Here is a 19,508-nt window from a genome sequence, read left to right as displayed (position 1 = left end):
ATTTTCAGACCGCATGCTGAAATTTTGGGCAGGTACAATCACGCCTCCTTTTTAAGCGCCTCAACTCTTCCCACCCCATGCACATCGGTCCATACACACTGGCAAACAACCTGTTTGTCGCGCCGATGGCTGGCGTGACCGACCGGCCGTTTCGCATGTTGTGCAAACAGTTGGGTGCGGGCTATGCGGTGAGCGAGATGGTCACCTCGCGCAAAGATTTGTGGACCAGCCTCAAAACCTCACGCCGCGCCGACCACACGGGCGAGAGCGGCCCCATCGCCGTGCAAATTGCCGGCACCGATGCGGCCATGATGGCCGAGGCGGCGGTGTACAACATTGAGCGCGGTGCGCAAATCATTGACATCAACATGGGTTGCCCCGCCAAGAAGGTGTGCAACAAATGGGCGGGCTCTGCCTTGATGCAAGACGAGCCCTTGGCCATGTCCATCGTGCAAGCGGTGGTCGATGCCGCACAACCCCACAACGTGCCTGTGACCTTGAAGATGCGCACCGGCTGGTGCGACGCACACAAAAACGCCGTGGCCTTGGCCCGCGCTGCCGAAGCTGCTGGCGTGCAAATGATCACCGTGCATGGCCGCACCCGCGAGCAAGGCTACAAAGGCTTGGCCGAGTACGACACCATCACCGCTGTCAAGCAAGCCGTGCGCGTGCCCGTGGTGGCCAATGGCGACATTGACTCGCCCGAGAAAGCCAAAGAAGTTTTGAAGCTCACCGGCGCCGATGCGCTGATGATTGGTCGCGCCGCACAAGGCCGCCCTTGGATATTCCGTGAGATATCGCACTACTTGGCCACGGGCGAGCATTTGGCTCAGCCTTTGGTGGAAGAGGTGAGCCGCTTGTTGCTGGCGCACCTGGACGAGCACTACGCCCTGTATGGCGAGAGCACCGGCGTGCGCAGCGCCCGCAAACACATTGCTTGGTACATCCGCAGCTTGCCCGGTGGCGAGGCGTTTCGCCAACACATGAACACCCTAGAAGACAGCGCGTCGCAACACCGCGCCGTGGCTACCTTCTTCGATGACCTGGCGCAGGCGCATGAGCGCTTGCCCGAACCTGTTTTATTAGTAGAACCCTTAGCTTTGCATGAGTAAAAAACACATTGAAGAGGTGGTACGTGCCAGCCTCGAAACCTATTTCCGCGACCTCAAAGGCACAGAGCCCGACAACATGCACGACATGATGGTGCGCGTGGTTGAAAAACCGCTGCTCGAAGTGGTGATGCAGCAGGCCGACCACAACCAGTCGCGCGCCGCCGAATGGCTGGGCCTCAACCGCAACACGCTGCGCAAAAAACTTCTCGATCACAAACTCATCAAATAAGACTGCACCCCAATGAAAGCACTCATCTCCGTCTCTGACAAAACCGGCATCGTCGAACTCGCGCGTGACCTGCACGCCTTGGGCGTGGGCCTGATCTCCACCGGCGGCACCGCCAAGCTCTTGGCCGAACAAGGCTTGCCCGTGACCGAAGTGGCCGAAGTCACAGGCTTTCCCGAAATGCTCGATGGCCGTGTGAAAACCTTGCACCCCAAAGTGCACGGCGGCTTGCTGGCGCGCCGCGACACGCCCGAGCACATGGCTGCTTTGAAAGCGCACAACATCGACACGATTGATTTGCTCATCGTTAACTTGTATCCGTTTGAAGCTACCGTGGCCAAGCCCGGTTGCACGCTGGCCGACGCGATTGAGAACATCGACATTGGCGGCCCCGCCATGGTGCGCTCGGCCGCCAAAAATTGGAAAGACGTGGGCATCGTCACCGACGCCAGCCAATACGCGGATGTGATTGCTGAACTCAAAACCAGCGGCAAGTTGAGCGACAAGCTGCGCTTTGCCCTGTCGGTGGCCGCGTTCAACCGCATCAGCCAATACGACGGCGCGATCAGCAACTACCTCTCCAGCGTGAACTTTGAAGCTGAAAAACTGAGCGAAGAATACGTGCCCGAGCGCGCCCAGTTCAGCGGCCAGTTCAACGAGCAATACGTCAAAGTGCAAGACCTGCGTTACGGCGAAAACAGCCACCAGCAAGCCGCTTGGTACCGTGACCTCGCACCCGCTGCTGGCTCACTCGCCACCGGTGTCCAGCTGCAAGGCAAGGAACTCAGCTACAACAACATCGCCGACGCCGATGCGGCTTGGGAATGCGTGAAGAGCTTTGACACCTCAGCTTGCGTCATCGTCAAACACGCCAACCCTTGCGGTGTGGCCGTGGGTGCGAACCCGCTCGAGGCCTACAGCAAGGCCTTCCAGACCGACCCCACCAGCGCGTTCGGCGGCATCATCGCCTTCAACCGCCCCGTGGACAAGGCTGCTGCCGAAGCCGTGAGCAAGCAATTCGTCGAAGTGCTGATGGCTCCTGACTTCAGCGCCGAAGCGTTGGAAGTGTTCAAGAGCAAAGTCAACGTGCGCTTGATGAAAATCGCCTTGCCTGCCAACTACGGCGATGTGCGCAACGCTTTGGAAACCAAGCGCGTGGGCTCCGGCCTGCTGCTGCAAAGCGCCGACAACCACGAGCTGGCGCTGGCTGACTTGAAGATCGTCACCGTCAAGCAGCCCACCCCTGAAGAGCTGCATGATTTGCTGTTCGCCTGGAAAGTGGCCAAGTTCGTCAAGTCGAACGCTATCGTGTTCTGCAAAAACGGCATGACCATGGGCGTGGGCGCAGGCCAAATGAGCCGCCTCGACTCCGCCCGCATCGCCAGCATCAAGGCCGAAGCGGCCAAGCTGAGCCTGCAAAACACCGTGGTGGCCAGCGACGCCTTCTTCCCCTTCCGCGATGGCCTCGACGTGGTGGTGGACGCAGGTGCCACTTGCGTGGCCCAGCCCGGTGGCTCCATGCGCGACCAGGAAGTCATCGATGCGGCGAATGAGCGCGGCGTGGCAATGGTGTTCACCGGCGTGCGCCACTTCCGTCATTGATCGCCCCCATTGAACATTGACAACACCCACGCGCCGCGCGATGCGGCGCAGTCTGCATCGGCCGATTCCACGGCCGCTGCGCTGACGCAAGAGCCTGCATCTGTTAGCTTTGCTCAACTCGGCCTCAACGCTGAGTTACAAAGCTCGGCGACCCAAGCGGGCTTCACCGCACCCACCCCAGTTCAAGTCGAAGCCATTGGTCCCGTGCTGAATGGCCGCGATGTGCTGGCTACTGCACAAACTGGCTCTGGCAAGACGGCGGCCTATGTGCTGCCCGTGTTGCAACTGCTCATGGCCACAGCCGCGTCGCGTGACGAAGCGCCGAAGAAGCGCATCACCCAAGTGCTGGTGCTCGTGCCCACACGCGAGCTCGCCACACAGGTGAGCGACGTGTTGCGCGATTTGGCGCGGCCTCTCACGCAGTCCATCAAAGTAGGCACGGTGTTTGGTGGCGTGTCCATCAACCCGCAAATGATGAGCTTGCGCAGCGGTGCCGATGTGGTGGTGGCCACGCCCGGCCGCTTGCTCGACCTAGTCGATCACAACGCCTTGAACTTGGGCCAAGTGCAGCACCTGGTGTTGGACGAAGCCGACCGCTTGCTCGACCTCGGCTTTGCCGAAGAGTTGCACCGCATCTTGGCGCTGCTACCTACCAAGCGACAAAACTTGTTGTTCAGCGCCACCTTCGAGCCTGCAGTGCAAACCTTGGTCGAGGCGCTGCTGAGCAACCCCGCGCGCATCACCATTGCGCACACTGAAGCACACACGCCCGACATTGCACAACGTGCGATTCAGGTGGACGAAAAAAGCCGCACGACCTTGCTGCGCCACCTGATCAAAACCCACGCGTGGAAGCGTGTGTTGGTCTTTGTGGCCACGCGTTACGCGTGTGAGCATGTGGCCAACAAGCTCTACAAAGCAGGCGTGTTTGCCACCGCGTTTCATGGCGAGATGAGCCAAGGCGCGCGCCAAGATGTGTTGGCCGAGTTTAAAGAAGAACGTTGGGAAGTGGTGGTCACCACCGACCTCGCGGCGCGTGGCATCGACATCGCGCAGCTGCCTGTGGTGGTCAACTACGACTTGCCACGTTCAGCCACCGACTACACCCACCGCATTGGCCGCACAGGCCGCGCGGGCGCAAGTGGCGAAGCGGTGAGCTTTGTCACCGCCGCCACGCTGGCGCATTGGCAGCTGATTCAAAAGCGCCAAAAGATTCAGCTGCCGGTCGAAGTGCTGGAAGGCTTTGAGCCCACCGAAGTGCCGCCTCCTGTGTCGCCACTCAATGACGGTACCGGCGGCATCAAAGGCAAACGTCCAAGCAAGAAGGACAAGTTGCGGGCGGCTGCGGCTGCGGCAGCGACAAAAGACGAGCGACCAGAACCACCAAGCGAATAAGCCTCAGCTCTGAAATTCTGCAAATGAAAAAGCCACCTGCGAAGGTGGCTTTTTTTGTGGGCGCTTGCGAATCAGCGCAAATCATCCATTAACGATCAGTCGTTGTTGTCATCGTCCAAACCATCCAAGGCATGACGCTCTTGGTATTCCTGTGCTTCACCGGCGGGGCGTTTGGTGCGCACGCCGTGTTTGGCCAAGATCTCGACGTAAAACTGTTTGGCTTCTTTTGCCACAGCATCGTCGATGCAGGTGATGACGTTGGCCAAGTGCACCACTTCAGCGGTTTCTTCGGTCAAGCCGAATTTGCAATCGAAATCCCAAAAGTCGGCACCTTCCGGCAGATCGCGACGGCGCTCACGCTTGAGGTATTTGCGAATGTCGTGTTTGATGGCTTCGAGCAAACGGTCGGGGTGTTTGCCTTCGACTTGAAGTTGGAATGTTTTTTTCATGAAAGTCCTTGTGGGAAAAACGCCCGAGAAGGACGAGAAGAGAGAAAGAGTTAAGGGCGAAGGTTGTACTTGAGCTGAAACGTCACCGCGCCATGCAGTTTGGCACCGATGGTGGAAACAAAGCCCACGTTCAAACCGCGTGGTCCGTCTGTCGATGCCGCAGGTGCAGCCACTAGAGGCCGAGCCACTGTGCGTTTTTTCATAGCTGCGCAAAGACCTCTGCGGCCACTGACACGGTTTGGGCAATGTCTGCCTCGGTGTGTGCTGCGCTCACAAAGCCTGCTTCGTACAAGGCCGGTGCGATGTACACGCCACGGTCGAGCAAGCCGTGGAACAGCTTGTTGAATTTGGGGCTGTCGCTGGTCATGACCTTGGCGTAGTTGTGTGGCAGCTCTGGCAACAAGAAGAAGCCAAACATGCCGCCTTGGCAATCGGCGCTGAAGGGCACACCCGCTTTGGCGGCCGCCGTTGTGAGGCCGTCGACCAAGCTTTGTGTGCGGGCACTTAGCGCGTCAAAGAAGCCGGGCTTGGCAATTTCGCGCAAGGTGGCCAAGCCGCAAGCGGTGGCCACAGGGTTGCCGCTCAAAGTGCCTGCTTGGTACACAGGGCCAGTGGGGGCGAGCTGCTGCATGATGGCGCGTGGGCCACCAAAGGCCGCCAGCGGCATGCCGCCGCCAATGACTTTGCCCAGCACCGTGATGTCGGGCTGAAAGCCTGGAATGAGTTGGGCGTACACGCTTTGCGCACTGCCCAACGCGACGCGGAAACCGGTCATCACTTCGTCAAACACAAACAGCGCGCCGTATTCGGTACACAGCTCGCGGCAGCGTTTCATGAAGGGCACAGACGCGCGCACAAAGTTCATATTGCCTGCGATGGGTTCAATCATCACGCAGGCCAGTTCTTTGCCGTGCAACTTGAAGGCTTCTTCGAGTTGCTCAATGTTGTTGTACTCGAGCACCAAGGTGTCGCGCACCACTTCAGGCGGCACACCCGCGCTGGTGGGGTTACCAAAAGTGGCAAGGCCCGAGCCTGCTTTGACCAGCAAGGCATCACAGTGGCCGTGGTAGCAACCTTCAAACTTGATGAACTTGCTGCGGCCCGTGGCACCGCGTGCCAAGCGCAAAGCGCTCATGCCGGCTTCGGTGCCGGAGCTGACCAAACGCACCATCTCCATCGATGGCACATGCTTCAAAATTTCTTCGGCCAGTTCAATTTCGCGCTCGGTCGGTGCGCCGAATGAGAAGCCATCCAAGGCCGCTTTTTGCACAGCTTCAAGCACCACGGGGTTGCCGTGGCCCAAAATCATCGGGCCCCAAGAGCCGATGTAGTCGATGTACTTTTGGCCGTTGGCATCCCAAAAGTAAGCGCCTTGGGCGCGTTGCACAAAGCGCGGTGTGCCGCCCACGGCGCGAAACGCGCGCACGGGCGAGTTCACGCCACCGGGGATGACTTTGGCGGCGCGGTCAAACAGGGTTTGGTTCAAATCGGTCATGGTCTTCAGATGTCAATGTTTGGTTTCATGTCGAGGCAGCGAGAAGTCTTCGGCGGTGGCTGGCAGACCATCGCTGTCTTCGCCTGCCTCGTCTTCTTCAGCCCAAAACAAGCGGTCGGGCACGATGTGGCCCATGCCTGGGCGAAAGCCGCTGTTGAGGCTTTGGTCGAGGTAATTCAAGGCTTCGTGTGTGGCCAGCTCTAGGTCGGTGCCTGCGGCCAACACAGCCGCCAGCGTGATGCTGAGGGTGTCGCCTGCGCCAGAGAACATGGCGTCAAAACGCTCAAAACGTTCGCTCACCATCACGGTGTGGGCGGTGGCCAAGGCGTTTTCTACATGTTGGTCGGGGTGGTTGATGCCGGTCACCAGCACGTAGGGCACGCCCACTTCGGCGGCGGCGCGCGCAATGTCGCGCGGGCTGGGGCTTTTCTCATTGCTCCACTCGGGCAGCAGCCAGCGCCACAAGGTGTTGTGGTTGCCCACCAGCACCGTGGTTTGGGGCAAGATCAATTCGCGGAAAGCGTCGAGGTAGGCGTCAATTTGTTCGTCTTCCCACCACGAGAGGTTGGGCATGTAGGCGACCACTGGCACTTCGGCGTAATCGGTGCTGATTTCGGCAATCACGCTGAGGTTGTCGGGGTTGCCGCAAAAGCCTACCTTGATGATTTGCACGCTGATGTCTTCCAGCACGCTGCGGGCTTGTTCGGCCACGGCGTCATCGTCAAAGGCGATGTGGTCAAAAATTTCAGCGGTGTCGCGCATGTAAGCACCCGTCACCACCGGCAGCGCGTGAGCGCCTACTGACGCAGCGGCCAGCACATCGGCTGACAAGCCACCGGCACCACTGGGGTCGTTGGCATTGAAAACCAGCACACAGGGGGGCGCGGCGCTGGTTTCGTCAGACAGCACAAGTTCAGGAGAGGGTGGGGTGTTTTCTGGCGCCATGGGTGGGTCGATACAATGCTTTTCATTCTATGCGTTGACGAAAGAAATACTGTGGCTAATACCTGGATGTGTCTGATTTGTGGATGGATTTATGACGAAGAGACCGGCGCGCCCGAGCACGGCATCGCCCCCGGCACTGCTTGGGCCGATGTGCCCATGAACTGGACCTGTCCAGAGTGCGGCGCGCGCAAAGAAGACTTTGAAATGGTCCAAATCTAAACCTCATGGAAGTACGTGCGCAGTTTGAAAGCCATGTGCTGGCCTTGCTGCGCCACCGTCCAGCCGTGCATTTGCATTCGGCTCGGCAGTTGGAGCTGATGTGTCAGCGTCAGCTCGATGCTGAAACCCTTCCTGGTTGGCGTACCTTTTGGTCGTTGGCCACCCATTTTTTTGAAGGCTTGCGTCTGGCCCCTGGCCGCAGCATCGACGCGCCTGAGGCCAGTGCCGCCTCACAAGTATTGAGTGGCTTGCTGCTGCGCGAGCAATTCAATGAGCACGACATGCCCATCGAAGACAGCTTGCAAGTCATCAACCATCTGCTGTTTTTAGAACAAGCCGACGTGATTTCGCAGCGCTTGGTGAGCATCCTGAACGATTGGTCTGAGTCGCCTGAGTTGGACCTGCCCACCGAGGCCCAACTGGATGTGCAAAGCATGGCCCAACTTGCCCAAGATGTGCAGTTGACGGCCGTGCAACAAGTGGCCGATTCATTGGCGGTGCAACTGGCGCGCTTGCGTGCCAAGCGCGTCGCCGACGACATCAAAGCCAGCCTGAGCGGCGCCCAAGAGGTGAGCCGCTTGCTGCAGCACTTTGCAGTGGGCAGCGTGCGTGAGCCGCAGGCGAATGTGCTGGCGGCCCTCAGAGGCGAATAGCCTCTTGTACCGCCTCGCTTCTTACTTCACCTTCTTCACCACCCCATACCGCTCGAGTGTGAGCTTGCGTGCCTCGGCGTGATCAACGATGGGGCTGGGGTAATCGCGGCCCAACACAAAGCCGGCAGCTTCTAACTCGATGGGCTTAGCCAACCACGGCGCGTGGATGGCTTTGTTGCTGAGCTTGGCCAGCGCGGGCACGTAGCGGCGAATGAACTTGCCCTCGGGGTCAAATTTTTCACTTTGGTTGGTGGGGTTGAAGATGCGAAAGTAGGGCTGTGCATCGCAGCCGCTAGAACTGGCCCACTGCCAGCCGCCGTTGTTGGCGGCGAGGTCAAAGTCGTTCAGATGCTCGGCAAAATAGCGCTCGCCCCAGCGCCAATCAATGCCAAGGTCTTTGGTCAAAAAGCTGGCCACCACCATGCGCAGGCGGTTGTGCATGTAGCCGGTTTGGTTGATTTGCGCCATCGCCGCATCGACCAGCGGGTAGCCTGTGCGGCCTTCGCACCAAGCCGCAAACAGTTCTTTGGCGTGCTTGTGGTGGTCCCACTTGATTTCGTCGTACTCAGGCTTGAAGGCGCCCGTCACCACGCGCGGGTGGTGGTGCAAGATTTGGTGATAAAAATCGCGCCAAATCAGCTCCGATAGCCACGTCTCAGCGCCTTTGGAGCCCACCAACATGCGTTTGTACGCGGTGGAGGCCAGCTGGCGAATGGACACCGTGCCAAAGCGCAAATGCACGCCCAAGTAGCTGGGGCCTTTGATGGCGGGGAAGTTGCGCGTGTCGTCGTACTTGTCCATGCGGTCGAAGAAGTCTTCAAACAAGGCCAAGCCGCCGGGGCTGCCGGTGGGCACGTGCAAGCTGCTGAGGTTGGTGGGCTCAAAGCCAATGTCGGCCAATGTGGGGACGGGCACTTGGTAGGCCTTGGGCCGCGCGGCCAAGGCCTTGATGTACTTGCCCACGGGGTAGGACTTCAGATAAAAGTCGTTGACCTTTTGCAGCCATGCGTTTTTGTAGGGGGTGAACACGCCGTAGGGCTTGCCCATTTGGGTCAGCACCTCGCTGCGCTCAAAAATGACATGGTCTTTGAAGGTTTGAAAACCAATACCAAAGTTGGCCAAAGCACCGCGCACATGGGCGTCACGGGCCAATGCATCCGGCTCGTCGTCGTGGTTGGCAAACACCTCTTGCACGCCCAGCTCGTGGGCGAGGCGAGGCACTTCATCAGCGGCCACGGCGTGGCGCACGATGAGGCCTGCACCGGCAAGGCCCGCCACGGCGTGCAGCTCGGCATCCAGCGCCACCAGTGACTCGCGGATGAACTCCACACGGCGGTCCGCGCGGGGCAGGCTGTCCAAGATGGCCTTGTCAAACACAAACACGCAATACACTTGTTTGCAGCTTTTGAGGGCGTGAAACAGCGCCGCGTTGTCAAACGCGCGCAGGTCGCGGCGGAACCACATCAGCCCTTTGTCCACGTGGGGCAAGTGGTGTGCGGATTTAGACGACTGACTAGGCATGTTCACCCTTTAAAATTGCAATATGACCGCTGATTCTGCCTCCATCAACCTGACGCATCATTTTTTGATTGCCATGCCCGGTTTGGAAGACGAGGCTTTTGCCAAAAGCGTGGTCTATGTGTGTGAGCACAGCGAACGCGGCGCACTCGGTCTGGTCATCAACAAACCCAGCGACTTGTCGATGGAAGGTTTGTTTGAAAAAGTCGACTTGCCCCTGCATCGCCAAGACTTGATGAATGCCCCTGTGCTGCAAGGCGGGCCAGTGCACACCGAACGCGGCTTTGTGTTGCACGATGCCATGCTGGTCGATGTGCCTACGGATGAAGCGGGCCAAGATGATGTCATTGAAGCAGCCCAAGAGGCTGCGGCCTTGAGCGCCGTGAGCAACAAAGAACCGGCCAAAGAATCTGTTTATGCCTCCACCATGACCATTCCCGGTGGCTTGGAAATGACCACCTCCAAAGACGTGCTCGAAGCCTTGTCGATGGGGGCTGGCCCCACACGTGTGCTGATTTCTCTGGGCTATTCGGCTTGGGGTGAAGGCCAGCTGGAGTCCGAGCTGGCCGAGAACAGCTGGCTCACGGTGGGTGCCGATACGGCTGTGATTTTTGACACGCCGGTGGACCAACGCTACGAACGTGCCATGAAGCTGCTGGGCTTGGAGTCGTGGATGCTCTCTAGCGAAGTGGGGCATTCATGAGCGACGTTGTGAATGTGAACGCGGCCAGCGATGCGGCATTGCAAGCGGGCGCACCGTTGGTCTCTGCGGCCAAGCCTGTTGTGCCACCGCACTTTCAATCTTTCTTGGCGTTTGACTTCGGTGTCAAACGCACCGGCGTGGCCTATGGCAGCCGCATGTTGCGCGAGGCACAGCCGCAAGCCACGGTGAATGCCGAAGGCGATGCTCGCTGGACCCTCATCACTAAACGCATTGCTGAGTGGCAGCCAGACGCGTTGGTGGTGGGCGTGCCGTATCACCCAGACGGCGCGGCACACGAGAACACGGCCAAGGCCAAAAAATTTGCACGCCAACTCAACGGCCGCTTCAACCTGCCTGTGTTTGAAGTGGACGAGCGTTACAGCACCACCGAAGCCCACAGTCAAGGCGCCAAAGATGCAGACGCTGCATCGGCTTGCATCATCCTCAACCAATTTTTTCGAGAGAACTTATGAGTACCCACGGAAACCTCATGCTGGACGCAGAGAGCTTGTACAAAGAGCTGCTCAAAGGCGTGCGCAGCATGCTCACGCCCACCACACGTTTGGTGGGCATCACTTCAGGTGGTGCTTGGCTGGCCGCACGTTTGCAAAAAGATTTGAAGCTCGAAGGCGAGGCCGGCAGCATCTCATCCGCCATGCACCGCGACGACTTCGCGCAACGCGGCTTGGCCGATGGCGGCCAAACCAAGCTGCCGTTTGAAGTGAATGGCGCGCACCTCATCGTGCTCGACGATGTGCTCTACACCGGTCGCACCATCCGCGCCGTGCTCAATGAGTTGTTTGACTACGGCCGTCCTGCCAATGTGCAGCTGGCCGTGTTGGTGGACCGCGGTGGCCGCGAGCTGCCCATTCAGGCCGACTACGCGGCAGCCCGTGTGGCACTGCCCGCCACCCAATCGCTGGCGCTGACCAAAGACGACCACGGCCAATTTAATTTTTCAGTGAAGGGCTGATGACAAGAACTCCTATGCTCTACAAACGCAACCCCCAACTCAACAAAAACGGCGAGCTGATTCACCTGCTCTCCACCGAAGGTTTGTCACGCGACATCCTCACCCACATCTTGGACACCGCCGCCAACTTCGTCTCGGTCAACGATCGCGAAGTGAAGAAGGTGCCACTCTTGCGCGGCAAGAGCGTGTTCAACCTGTTTTTTGAAAACAGCACACGCACGCGCACCACGTTTGAAATTGCCGCCACACGTTTGTCGGCCGATGTGTTCAACCTCGACATTGCGCGTTCATCCGCAGCGAAAGGCGAGTCGCTGCTTGACACCATCGCCAACTTGAGCGCGATGGCGGCTGATATTTTTGTGGTGCGCCACAGCGAGTCGGGCGCGCCGTATCTGATTGCTGAACATGTCGCACCCCATGTGCACGTGGTCAACGCCGGTGACGGCCGTCACGCACACCCCACGCAGGGCTTGCTGGACATGTACACCATCCGTCACTACAAAAAAGATTTCACCAACCTCACCGTGGCCATCGTGGGCGACGTGTTGCACTCGCGTGTGGCGCGCTCTGACATTCACGCGCTCACCACTCTCGGCTGCGCCGAAGTGCGCGTGGTGGGCCCCAAGACCTTGGTGCCCAGCGACTTGTCGGCCATGGGTGTGAAGGTGTTCAACAACCTCGAAGAAGGCATCAAGGATTGCGACGTGGTCATCATGCTGCGCTTGCAAAACGAGCGCATGAGCGGTGCCTTGTTGCCATCGAGCCAAGAATATTTCAAGTCGTTTGGTCTCACGCAAGAGAAGTTGCAATTGGCCAAACCCGACGCCATCGTGATGCACCCTGGTCCCATCAACCGCGGGGTGGAGATTGACTCTGCCGTGGTCGATGGACCGCAAAGTGTCATCTTGTCGCAGGTGACGTTTGGTATTGCTGTGCGTATGGCCGTGATGTCCATCGTGGCGGGGAATGAAGCATGAACATCCTGATTCAAAACGGTCGTGTCATCGACCCAGCCTCTGGCTTTGACCACACCGCTGATGTGGCGGTGGCTGATGGCCACATCGTGGCGATTGCCAAAGCAGGCGAGAAGTTGCCCGCCAACTTCAAGGCCGAACAAACCATCGACGCCAAGGGCTGCATCGTCGCGCCCGGCTTGGTCGACTTGCAAGTGCGCTTGCGCGAACCCGGCTACGAACACGAAGGCATGCTGGCCTCCGAGCTCACCGCCGCTGTGGCCGGTGGTGTCACCAGCCTCGTGTGCCCACCCGACACAGACCCCGTGTTGGACGAGCCAGGCTTGATTGAGATGCTCAAGTTCCGCGCCGAAAAACTGCACCGTGCGCGCGTGTTTCCGCTGGGCGCACTCACACGTGGTTTGAAAGGCGAAGTACTGACCGAAATGTCAGACCTCACCGACGCAGGTTGCGTGGGCTTTAGCCAAGCCGAAGTGCCGTTGGAAAACACCCAAGTGCTGCAACGCGCTTTGCAATACGCGGCCACTTTTGGATACACCGTGTGGTTGCGTCCGCAAGAAATGCATTTGGGCAAGGGCGTGGCAGCCAGTGGCCCGCTCGCCACCCGTTTGGGTTTGGGCGGCGTGCCTGTGGCAGCTGAGACCATTGCCCTGCACACCATCTTCGCTTTGATGCGCAGCACCAAAGCCCGTGTGCACTTGTGTCGCATCTCGAGCGCCGAAGGCGTAGAGCTGGTGCGTGCTGCCAAGAAAGAAGGCTTGGCAGTGACGGCTGATGTGAGCATCAACTCCCTTCATTTGAGCGACCACGACATTGGCTACTTCGACAGCCGCGCACGCGTGACGCCTGTGTTGCGCCAACAGCGCGACCGCGAGGCACTGCGTGCGGCGCTGGCCGACGGCACCCTCGATGCTTTGGTGTCTGACCACACGCCCATCGACAACGATGGCAAGGCTTTGCCATTTGCCGAAGCCGAATCGGGTGCGACGGGCTTAGAGCTGTTGCTCAGCCTCTCGCTCAAGTGGGCACAGGACAGCAAAGTGAGTGTGCTGCGTGCTTTGGACGTGTTGACGGCACAGCCCGCCAAAGTGTTGGGCAAAGTGCAAGGTCAAAGCAACAGCTTGGGCCAGTTGCATGTGGGCGGTGTGGCCGACATCGTGGTGTTTGACCCCACGGTTGAATGGCATGTCACACCCGATGCCTTGCATAGCCAAGGCAAGCACACACCGTTTGCGTTTGACATGACAGGCATGTCTTTGCCTGCACGCGTCAAAGCCACCTTGGTGGCGGGTCGCGTGGCCTACCAAGCGGCTTGATGCGCAGCTTGCACGCCATCGCCAAGTTTCTGCGCGTCATCGCGCAGGTCTTGCGTGGCTATTGGATGGTGCGCACCGCATTCCCCAAACTCAGCGACGAGCAACAAGCCCGTGCAGTCGAGGTATGGGCGCGCGGCATGTTGGCCATCATCGGCATTGAGGTGCGCGTCAAAGGCCACCCGGCACAGGGCCCTGTCTTGATGGCGGCCAACCATATTTCGTGGCTCGACATCTTGGTGATGCATGCCGCTTGCCATTGCCGCTTTGTGGCCAAGTCTGAAATTCGCAGCTGGCCTTTGGTGGGCGTGCTGACCACCGGCGGTGGATCGCTCTACATCGAGCGTGGCTCGCGCAACGATGCGATGCGCGTGGTCCATCAAATGGCGTCTGCTTTGTGTGAAGGTCAAGTGCTGGCCGTGTTCCCAGAAGGCGTTACGGGCGATGGCATCACGGTGCTGCCGTTTCATGCCAATTTGTTGCAAGCAGCCATTTCTGCAGAAGCACCGATTCAGCCCGTTGCATTGCAGTTCATGGATGCGCATACCCAAGAACGTAGCTTGGCGCCTTGCTACCACGACCATGACACCTTGATCAGTTCTTTGTGGCGCACGTTGTGCGCACCGCCGCTGCTGGCGCAAGTGCGTTATGGCGACAAGCAGCACGCCGATGGACGCAACCGCCGCGAGTGGGCGCAAAGTCTGCAAACCTCAGTAGCCGATTTGTGCAAGTGATATCCTTTTAAACCTATGGCTACTAAAAAGACAAACCCAACACCCGTCAAAGCAAAGACGGCGACCAAACCTGTGGCCGTAAAAAAACCGGTGGTCAAAAAGCTTGTCGCCAAAACGGTGAAGACCTCTGCCAAGACGCCGAAAAAAACGACAACTGAAAGTCCAAATCTGGATGTGATGTTTGATTTGGCTGCCGAAACTTTCCGTGTGATGTCAGCGCCCATGCGTTTGAAAATCATCAACTGCTTGTGCAACGAAGAAAAAAACGTGGGGCAGTTGCTTGAAGAAATCGACACCACCCAACCCAATATGTCGCAGCACTTGAACACCTTGTTCAAAGCCAAAATTTTGGGTCGTCGCCGTGAAGGCGTGCAAATCTATTACCGCATCATCAATGAGCGCGTCGTCACGCTGTGCCGTGCGGTGTGTACTCAAATCGCCATTGATAGCGATTTGTCGCATTAAACATTGGATGCTGAACCTCAAAAAAATCGCCATCGCGCTGGTTTTTTCATGCTTGTTCTTTGCCGTCGACAAGCTTAGCTACATCTACCCCATTGGTGACCTGAACATCACGCCCTGGAATCCTCCTGCGGCGCTCGAGGTGTTGTTTCTTTTTTGGGCTGGCAACTCATGGATGACATGGGTGTATCTCACGTTGGGCCTGTCAGACAGTTTGGTTCGTGGCACTTTGTTTTTGTCACCTGCCGTGGTCTTGGGCAACGCGGTACTTGTGACTTGCTATGCAGCGATTGCTTTGACTTTGCGGTGGACTTTGGCGGGGCGCACCGCGCTACGCAATCGGCATGACGTTTTCGTGCTGGGTGCGGTAATTCTTTGCGGCGCTTTGTTTACAGCCATGGCCTATGTGGGCACGCAGACTTGGATTGGCGTGCTGTCTACGCATGACTTCTTAGGCGCTGTGCACCGTTTCTTTATCGGCGATTTGTTGGGTTTGATGGTGCTGCTGCCGTTGTTTTTTGTCGCGGCTGACAAGCGGCGCCATGTGCAATACCTACAGATGTTTCGCAGTGTTTTGTTTTGGGTTCTGATGTTGGGCTTAGCCATCTGTTTATGGCTGATTTTTTCATTGCCCATTGAAGACCAGATGAAATATTTTTTCTCGCTGTTCTTTGTGTTGGGCTTGATCGCGGCCACGTATTCGCTGCCAGGTGCCACGTTGGTTGCAGCGCTCATTCAGTTGCCTTTGGTGTTTTCTGCCACGCGAGTGGGGGTGCAGCCTGCTGATTTGATGGACATGCAAATTGTCATGCTCAGTTTGTCGTTGACGGGACTCATCATTGGAACGGTGGTGGATGAACGTTTGCGCACGGAAGAGCGCTTGCGTGACAGCTTGCAGCTGGTGGCTGCGGGTGAATTGGCTGGGTCGCTGGCGCACGAGCTGCATCAGCCCATGAGTGCTTTGAGCGCTTATGCGGAATCGGCACTCATGCTGACCGAACTGCAAAAAGAAAAAATGACAGATGCACAACAAACGCAGCTCGTCACCATGCTGCGCAATGTGGTGAATGAGGCCTTGCGTGCGACAGATATTGTGCGGGGCTTGCGCAGTTATTTCATTTCAGGTGCATCGTCTTTGCAAGACACCTCGGTCACGCATTTGGTAGATGAATGCGTGGCGCGTTTTGCACACAAGGCCGCCAAGGCAGATGTGGCCTTGGTCACGGTCTACACACACCATGAAGATCATGTCTTGGTGGACCGTGTGCAGATCAGCACCGCCTTGGGTAACTTGTTAAAAAATGCCATTGATGCGTCACCTTCAGGGGCTCAAGTGACGGTTCGCGTCAACGCAGATGAAAAGCAGATGCTGAGCATCCGCGTGATCGACCAAGGCACGTTGCTAGATGCAGATGCGGCCGATCAAGTGTTCAGGCCCTTTTATTCCAAGAAAAAAGATGGCTTGGGGTTGGGTTTGTCAGTGAGTCGCTCACTGGTTGAAAATAACGGGGGCGTGTTGCGTTATCAAGCGCACCCTGAGAAATGTTTTCAAATCCTTCTTCCCCTTGGAGATTGCGTCGATGAATGAGAGCCGTTTGGTTTGTATCGTGGACGACGATGCGTCTGTGCGTGATTCCTTGTCCATCATGCTGGGTCTCAAAGGGTTTGATTGCCGCACCTATGAAAGCAGCGAGGCTTTTCTAAGCGCTGCGCCCGATAAGCCTTGCTGTTTGGTATTGGACCTCAACATGGCCGGCATGAGCGGGCTTGATTTGCAAGAGAAGTTAGGCAGTCTGCATCACCCTATAGAAGTGATTTTCCTCACGGCCTTTGCTGATGTGGACGTGATGCGTCGCGCCTTTTTGAACCAAGCGGTCGACTTTCTTGAAAAACCGGTCGTCATGTCGATATTGCTTGACGCCATTGAGCGTGCGTTTGAGCGGCTCAAATCGAACGCCGTTTCTACCGTTCGAACCCAGTCGTTTGAGACGTTGACACCCCGTGAGCGTGAAGTGATGACAGCCATCGCTCAAGGCATGACACATCGCGAGGCTGGCGCTTTGCTGGGCATCAGCCCACGCACGGTGGAAGTGCATAAAGGGCGTGTGATGGAGAAGCTGGGTGCCAAGACCTTGGCCGAGCTGGTTCGCATGAGCATTGAACGCATCCATTAATTCTTTTGGGCGTACGGCCTAGCCCGTACGTGGCTTATCGAATTTTCAAAATTGCGAATTGTTTCTACAGTCATCACTATGACTGATCAGCAACAAGGTGCAACGCTTGCGCCTGTAAAACTCAAATATTTAGATTTTTTGTTGGCCGTACACAAGGCCCGTCAATCGCATCAAAAACCTTTGTTGATTCCACCCGATGAGCAAAGACTGCTTGAAATCATTGCGGTTCGATATGCGATGCAGCAGCCTTTATCCATGATGCAGGCCTTGGAGTTGCGTGACGAACTGTTCCTCAGCCCATCTGCGGTGAGCCGAAAAATTGACAACTTGCGAGATGCTGAATTGATTCATGTGGTCGTCGACACGGTTGACCGTCGTGTGAAATTTATTGAGCCCGCAGAGAAGGCCCTTGCCTATTTTGAATACTTGGGAACTCTGATGCCTGCATCAACCGTGGGTTGATTGACCTCGCATCAGGCATAAAGCGAAATCATCAACACGGTGAAGACGACCAGCAAGAAGATAAAAAACCCAGCCACATCTTTGTAGTACATCTGTTGCTCGCTGGTTGGATCTTCTTTGGTGGCCATTGAACGTGCCAGCGTTTGCTGCTTCTTTTTCTTGAGCAGAACTTGTGTAACAACGGGTGTCATGTGAGGCTTTCTTTGGCTTGGAACAAATGCACGGGTTTGCAGATACCTCACTGTAGAAAAAATCACAGTATTTGAAAATTCGATAAGCCACGTACGGGCAAGACCGTACGCCAGTTGATGAAATAAAAAAGGGCCGCAATTGCGGCCCTTTTCATAGAAGCATTGACGTGTTATGGCTTGAGATACACATGACCTTCTTTGGCTTGCAAGCGCGCCACTTCGGCCACGCCTGATGGCACGATCTTGGCATCCATGGACACTTTGTTGGCATCGATGTTGCGCGAGGTCAGCGTGTTGTTACACACGCGAAACTGCACACCTTTGCCAGACAAGTCAGACACCATGCCGCTGAACTCGCGGCCTTTGTTGTCTTTGGCGCCATCCAACAAAAAGTCGATGCCAGGGCCATGAGTGACCACCACAATTTTGGCTGTTGGATCTGCATTCAAGTGATTGCGTACGTTGCCCAAGATGGCCGCTGCGGTGTCCACGCCTGTGTTGACGTGGTAGACCACCTTGATGTCTTGTGCTTGTACCGAGCTGAAACTCAATGCCAGCAACAAGGCTGTGAGAGCGTGTGAAATATATTTGAAGATATTCATGTGGTGCATTCTCACATCAAGCTGTCGGCCCAGATGTTTTGGGCCCAATTCCACGCGTAAATGCCTTCCAGTTCGTTAGGCGCTGCAGACACACCGCCCGAGCCTGGCACGGTTTTGTAGGTTTTGTCTTTGGCATCGTATTGGTGAACCGATGCTACGTGCACCACCAACTTGTCGTTCACAAAGCTGTAGCAAGTGTTGCTGAGGAATGGTGCTGGGTTGACCGGCATATCCGACAACTGCGCCACGATGGCGGCTGCTGTGACCTTGCCGTGCGAGTTGGCCATGTGACCCGACTTGGGCATGAGCGGGGCCAGCATGATGGAGTCACCAATGACGTGAATGTCTTTGGCTTGTGTGGACTCAAAGGTTTGGTAGTGCACGCCGCACCAACGTGCGTTGACGTTGGCCAAGCTCGACTGCACGGCAATGCCACCCGCGCGCATGGCAGGTAACACGTTGAGCACGTTGGCTTTGACATCGTTTTGCACATCAAACTTTAAGGTGTTGGTCTTGGCGTCAACTGCCACGACTTTGTGCTGCGGCATGTATTCCAAGATGCCTTTGTAGTTGTCTGCCCAGAACTTCTTGAACAACGGACCTTTGGAGGTCACGTCTTGGTTGGCATCCAAGATCAGCACTTTTGACTTGGGCTTGTGTTGCTTGAAGTAATGTGCCACTTGGCTGGCTCGTTCGTACGGGCCGGGTGGGCAGCGGTAGGGCGCTTCTGGAATGGTGATGGCATACACGCCGCCATCGTCCATTGACTCAAGTTGTTTGCGCAGGGCCAAAGTTTCCGGGCCACCTTTCCAAGCTTGCAAAATTTGACCGGAGGCGTTGGCTTCTTTCAAACCTTCGATGGTGTTGAACATCAAGTCAATGCCAGGCGACATGACCAGCTTGTCGTAGCGAATGCTGGGGCCACTGGCCAAAGTCACCGTCTTTTTGACGGGGTCGACACTGGCAACGTAGTCCCGCACGATGTTGACACCATGCTTGCCAGAGAGCTTGTCGTAGGGCGTGGTGATGTCTGCCATGGTCTTGCTGCCGCCAATCACCAAGTTGGAGATCGGGCAGGACACGAACTCACCATTCGGCTCAATCAAGGTCACATCGATTTGGTAGTTCGACAACATGCGCACGTACTTAGCAGCAGTTGCGCCACCATAGCCGCCACCCACCACGACCACGCGTGCTTTTTCGGGCACGCGGCCCACCGATGCGCAACCGACCATGCTGCCGAGTGCGCCAAAAGAACCAAGAGCCATAGAGGCTTGAACAAAACTGCGACGTTTCATGATGAATC

24 protein-coding genes are annotated in these 19,508 nt (G+C 57.1%); 16 read left to right on the top strand and 8 right to left on the bottom strand.

From position 1 onward, the window contains the following. Nucleotides 1-77: 77 nt before the first annotated feature. From dusB to QMG15_RS10055, 4 genes are all read left to right on the top strand, one after another. On the top strand, nt 78-1,112 hold the full coding sequence (gene dusB, locus QMG15_RS10070; RefSeq protein ID WP_281788496.1) for a tRNA dihydrouridine synthase DusB: 1,035 nt from the start codon (nt 78-80) through the stop codon (nt 1,110-1,112). Next, nucleotides 1,105-1,341: a helix-turn-helix domain-containing protein gene (locus QMG15_RS10065; RefSeq protein WP_108358066.1), complete on the top strand. Its 237-nt coding sequence runs from the start codon at nt 1,105-1,107 to the stop codon at nt 1,339-1,341. Before dusB ends, QMG15_RS10065 begins: the two co-directional genes overlap by 8 nt. Nucleotides 1,342-1,353: 12 nt before the next feature. After that, complete coding sequence (gene purH / locus QMG15_RS10060; RefSeq protein ID WP_281788495.1) at nt 1,354-2,940, top strand: bifunctional phosphoribosylaminoimidazolecarboxamide formyltransferase/IMP cyclohydrolase; 1,587 nt, start codon at nt 1,354-1,356, stop codon at nt 2,938-2,940. Between the two features lie 81 nt (nt 2,941-3,021). Beyond that, nucleotides 3,022-4,335: a DEAD/DEAH box helicase gene (locus QMG15_RS10055; protein WP_281790118.1), complete on the top strand. Its 1,314-nt coding sequence runs from the start codon at nt 3,022-3,024 to the stop codon at nt 4,333-4,335. 95 nt (nt 4,336-4,430) lie between these two features. On the opposite strand, the gene QMG15_RS10050 is transcribed toward QMG15_RS10055, so the two are convergent. The 4 genes from QMG15_RS10050 to QMG15_RS10035 are packed head-to-tail and all read right to left on the bottom strand — an operon-like array spanning nt 4,431 to nt 7,224. Further along, complete coding sequence (locus tag QMG15_RS10050) at nt 4,431-4,784, bottom strand: DUF6172 family protein (protein ID WP_108358064.1); 354 nt, start codon at nt 4,782-4,784, stop codon at nt 4,431-4,433. A gap of 50 nt (nt 4,785-4,834) precedes the next feature. Continuing rightward, entirely contained in the window at nt 4,835-4,987 is a 153-nt protein-coding gene (locus QMG15_RS10045) for a hypothetical protein (RefSeq protein WP_281788494.1), read from the bottom strand. After that, nucleotides 4,984-6,288, bottom strand: a complete 1,305-nt coding sequence (gene hemL, locus QMG15_RS10040) for a glutamate-1-semialdehyde 2,1-aminomutase (RefSeq protein ID WP_281790117.1) — start codon at nt 6,286-6,288, stop codon at nt 4,984-4,986. Before hemL ends, QMG15_RS10045 begins: the two co-directional genes overlap by 4 nt. A 3-nt stretch (nt 6,289-6,291) precedes the next feature. Then, the gene (locus QMG15_RS10035; protein WP_281788493.1) at nt 6,292-7,224 is read right to left on the bottom strand and encodes a bifunctional hydroxymethylpyrimidine kinase/phosphomethylpyrimidine kinase; all 933 of its coding nucleotides are present in this window, start codon (nt 7,222-7,224) and stop codon (nt 6,292-6,294) included. A 15-nt stretch (nt 7,225-7,239) separates the two neighbouring features. On the opposite strand from QMG15_RS10035, the gene QMG15_RS10030 reads away from it, so the two are divergent. After that, the gene (locus QMG15_RS10030) at nt 7,240-7,443 is read left to right on the top strand and encodes a rubredoxin (protein ID WP_108358061.1); all 204 of its coding nucleotides are present in this window, start codon (nt 7,240-7,242) and stop codon (nt 7,441-7,443) included. A gap of 5 nt (nt 7,444-7,448) precedes the next feature. Further along, the gene (locus QMG15_RS10025) at nt 7,449-8,096 is read left to right on the top strand and encodes a hypothetical protein (protein WP_281788492.1); all 648 of its coding nucleotides are present in this window, start codon (nt 7,449-7,451) and stop codon (nt 8,094-8,096) included. A gap of 21 nt (nt 8,097-8,117) precedes the next feature. Here QMG15_RS10025 and QMG15_RS10020 read toward each other — a convergent pair whose 3' ends face one another. Continuing rightward, nucleotides 8,118-9,617, bottom strand: coding sequence for a deoxyribodipyrimidine photo-lyase (locus QMG15_RS10020; RefSeq protein ID WP_281788491.1), 1,500 nt, complete (start codon nt 9,615-9,617; stop codon nt 8,118-8,120). Nucleotides 9,618-9,639: 22 nt separating this feature from the next. Between QMG15_RS10020 and QMG15_RS10015 the strand changes: the two genes are divergently transcribed. The 10 genes from QMG15_RS10015 to QMG15_RS09970 all read left to right on the top strand — a co-directional run bounded on the left by QMG15_RS10015 (nt 9,640) and on the right by QMG15_RS09970 (nt 17,409). Next, a complete protein-coding gene (locus tag QMG15_RS10015) occupies nt 9,640-10,317 on the top strand; it encodes a YqgE/AlgH family protein (protein WP_281788490.1) in 678 nt (225 codons plus the stop codon). Next, nucleotides 10,314-10,790 (top strand): Holliday junction resolvase RuvX, encoded by a 477-nt coding sequence (gene ruvX, locus QMG15_RS10010; RefSeq protein WP_281788489.1) that lies wholly within the window; start codon nt 10,314-10,316, stop codon nt 10,788-10,790. Before QMG15_RS10015 ends, ruvX begins: the two co-directional genes overlap by 4 nt. Beyond that, nucleotides 10,787-11,290: a bifunctional pyr operon transcriptional regulator/uracil phosphoribosyltransferase PyrR gene (gene pyrR / locus QMG15_RS10005; RefSeq protein ID WP_281788488.1), complete on the top strand. Its 504-nt coding sequence runs from the start codon at nt 10,787-10,789 to the stop codon at nt 11,288-11,290. The genes ruvX and pyrR overlap by 4 nt, the downstream gene beginning before the upstream one ends. Nucleotides 11,291-11,304: 14 nt before the next feature. After that, a complete protein-coding gene (locus QMG15_RS10000) occupies nt 11,305-12,267 on the top strand; it encodes an aspartate carbamoyltransferase catalytic subunit (RefSeq protein ID WP_108358055.1) in 963 nt (320 codons plus the stop codon). Further along, nucleotides 12,264-13,580: a dihydroorotase gene (locus tag QMG15_RS09995; RefSeq protein WP_281788487.1), complete on the top strand. Its 1,317-nt coding sequence runs from the start codon at nt 12,264-12,266 to the stop codon at nt 13,578-13,580. Before QMG15_RS10000 ends, QMG15_RS09995 begins: the two co-directional genes overlap by 4 nt. Next, the gene (locus tag QMG15_RS09990; RefSeq protein ID WP_281788486.1) at nt 13,580-14,311 is read left to right on the top strand and encodes a lysophospholipid acyltransferase family protein; all 732 of its coding nucleotides are present in this window, start codon (nt 13,580-13,582) and stop codon (nt 14,309-14,311) included. The genes QMG15_RS09995 and QMG15_RS09990 overlap by 1 nt, the downstream gene beginning before the upstream one ends. Before the next feature lie 177 nt (nt 14,312-14,488). Then, nucleotides 14,489-14,776 carry a metalloregulator ArsR/SmtB family transcription factor gene (locus QMG15_RS09985; protein WP_104801433.1) on the top strand — a complete coding sequence of 96 codons (288 nt, stop codon included), beginning with the start codon at nt 14,489-14,491 and terminating at the stop codon, nt 14,774-14,776. Nucleotides 14,777-14,783: 7 nt separating this feature from the next. Continuing rightward, entirely contained in the window at nt 14,784-16,361 is a 1,578-nt protein-coding gene (locus tag QMG15_RS09980) for a HAMP domain-containing sensor histidine kinase (protein ID WP_281788485.1), read from the top strand. Then, nucleotides 16,354-16,947 (top strand): response regulator, encoded by a 594-nt coding sequence (locus QMG15_RS09975; protein WP_281788484.1) that lies wholly within the window; start codon nt 16,354-16,356, stop codon nt 16,945-16,947. Before QMG15_RS09980 ends, QMG15_RS09975 begins: the two co-directional genes overlap by 8 nt. A gap of 51 nt (nt 16,948-16,998) precedes the next feature. Then, nucleotides 16,999-17,409, top strand: a complete 411-nt coding sequence (locus QMG15_RS09970) for a hypothetical protein (protein ID WP_281788483.1) — start codon at nt 16,999-17,001, stop codon at nt 17,407-17,409. A gap of 11 nt (nt 17,410-17,420) precedes the next feature. On the opposite strand, the gene QMG15_RS09965 is transcribed toward QMG15_RS09970, so the two are convergent. From QMG15_RS09965 to QMG15_RS09955, 3 genes are all read right to left on the bottom strand, one after another. Continuing rightward, on the bottom strand, nt 17,421-17,600 hold the full coding sequence (locus QMG15_RS09965; protein ID WP_281788482.1) for a hypothetical protein: 180 nt from the start codon (nt 17,598-17,600) through the stop codon (nt 17,421-17,423). A 170-nt stretch (nt 17,601-17,770) separates the two neighbouring features. Next, nucleotides 17,771-18,202 (bottom strand): DsrE family protein, encoded by a 432-nt coding sequence (locus QMG15_RS09960; protein ID WP_281788481.1) that lies wholly within the window; start codon nt 18,200-18,202, stop codon nt 17,771-17,773. An 11-nt stretch (nt 18,203-18,213) separates the two neighbouring features. Continuing rightward, entirely contained in the window at nt 18,214-19,500 is a 1,287-nt protein-coding gene (locus tag QMG15_RS09955; RefSeq protein ID WP_108358047.1) for an NAD(P)/FAD-dependent oxidoreductase, read from the bottom strand. Between the last annotated feature and the right edge of the window lie 8 nt (nt 19,501-19,508).

Origin of the sequence: Limnohabitans sp. INBF002, from assembly GCF_027924905.1 — a bacterium.
In the GTDB taxonomy this organism is placed as follows: Bacteria; Pseudomonadota; Gammaproteobacteria; order Burkholderiales; family Burkholderiaceae_C; genus Limnohabitans.
This window is presented reverse-complemented; position numbering and strand designations above follow the sequence as displayed.

What these genes read in the sequence shown, in the direction of transcription:
- dusB (WP_281788496.1), top strand. Translation starts at nt 78, where the DNA reads ATGCACATCGGTCCATACACACTGGCAAACAACCTGTTTGTCGCGCCG.
- QMG15_RS10065 (WP_108358066.1), top strand. Translation starts at nt 1,105, where the DNA reads ATGAGTAAAAAACACATTGAAGAGGTGGTACGTGCCAGCCTCGAAACC.
- purH (WP_281788495.1), top strand. Translation starts at nt 1,354, where the DNA reads ATGAAAGCACTCATCTCCGTCTCTGACAAAACCGGCATCGTCGAACTC.
- QMG15_RS10050 (WP_108358064.1), bottom strand. Translation starts at nt 4,784, where the DNA reads ATGAAAAAAACATTCCAACTTCAAGTCGAAGGCAAACACCCCGACCGT.
- QMG15_RS10045 (WP_281788494.1), bottom strand. Translation starts at nt 4,987, where the DNA reads ATGAAAAAACGCACAGTGGCTCGGCCTCTAGTGGCTGCACCTGCGGCA.
- QMG15_RS10035 (WP_281788493.1), bottom strand. Translation starts at nt 7,224, where the DNA reads ATGGCGCCAGAAAACACCCCACCCTCTCCTGAACTTGTGCTGTCTGAC.
- QMG15_RS10030 (WP_108358061.1), top strand. Translation starts at nt 7,240, where the DNA reads ATGCTTTTCATTCTATGCGTTGACGAAAGAAATACTGTGGCTAATACC.
- QMG15_RS10025 (WP_281788492.1), top strand. Translation starts at nt 7,449, where the DNA reads ATGGAAGTACGTGCGCAGTTTGAAAGCCATGTGCTGGCCTTGCTGCGC.
- QMG15_RS10020 (WP_281788491.1), bottom strand. Translation starts at nt 9,617, where the DNA reads ATGCCTAGTCAGTCGTCTAAATCCGCACACCACTTGCCCCACGTGGAC.
- QMG15_RS10015 (WP_281788490.1), top strand. Translation starts at nt 9,640, where the DNA reads ATGACCGCTGATTCTGCCTCCATCAACCTGACGCATCATTTTTTGATT.
- ruvX (WP_281788489.1), top strand. Translation starts at nt 10,314, where the DNA reads ATGAGCGACGTTGTGAATGTGAACGCGGCCAGCGATGCGGCATTGCAA.
- pyrR (WP_281788488.1), top strand. Translation starts at nt 10,787, where the DNA reads ATGAGTACCCACGGAAACCTCATGCTGGACGCAGAGAGCTTGTACAAA.
- QMG15_RS10000 (WP_108358055.1), top strand. Translation starts at nt 11,305, where the DNA reads ATGCTCTACAAACGCAACCCCCAACTCAACAAAAACGGCGAGCTGATT.
- QMG15_RS09995 (WP_281788487.1), top strand. Translation starts at nt 12,264, where the DNA reads ATGAACATCCTGATTCAAAACGGTCGTGTCATCGACCCAGCCTCTGGC.
- QMG15_RS09990 (WP_281788486.1), top strand. Translation starts at nt 13,580, where the DNA reads ATGCGCAGCTTGCACGCCATCGCCAAGTTTCTGCGCGTCATCGCGCAG.
- QMG15_RS09985 (WP_104801433.1), top strand. Translation starts at nt 14,489, where the DNA reads ATGTTTGATTTGGCTGCCGAAACTTTCCGTGTGATGTCAGCGCCCATG.
- QMG15_RS09980 (WP_281788485.1), top strand. Translation starts at nt 14,784, where the DNA reads ATGCTGAACCTCAAAAAAATCGCCATCGCGCTGGTTTTTTCATGCTTG.
- QMG15_RS09975 (WP_281788484.1), top strand. Translation starts at nt 16,354, where the DNA reads ATGAATGAGAGCCGTTTGGTTTGTATCGTGGACGACGATGCGTCTGTG.
- QMG15_RS09965 (WP_281788482.1), bottom strand. Translation starts at nt 17,600, where the DNA reads ATGACACCCGTTGTTACACAAGTTCTGCTCAAGAAAAAGAAGCAGCAA.
- QMG15_RS09960 (WP_281788481.1), bottom strand. Translation starts at nt 18,202, where the DNA reads ATGAATATCTTCAAATATATTTCACACGCTCTCACAGCCTTGTTGCTG.
- QMG15_RS09955 (WP_108358047.1), bottom strand. Translation starts at nt 19,500, where the DNA reads ATGAAACGTCGCAGTTTTGTTCAAGCCTCTATGGCTCTTGGTTCTTTT.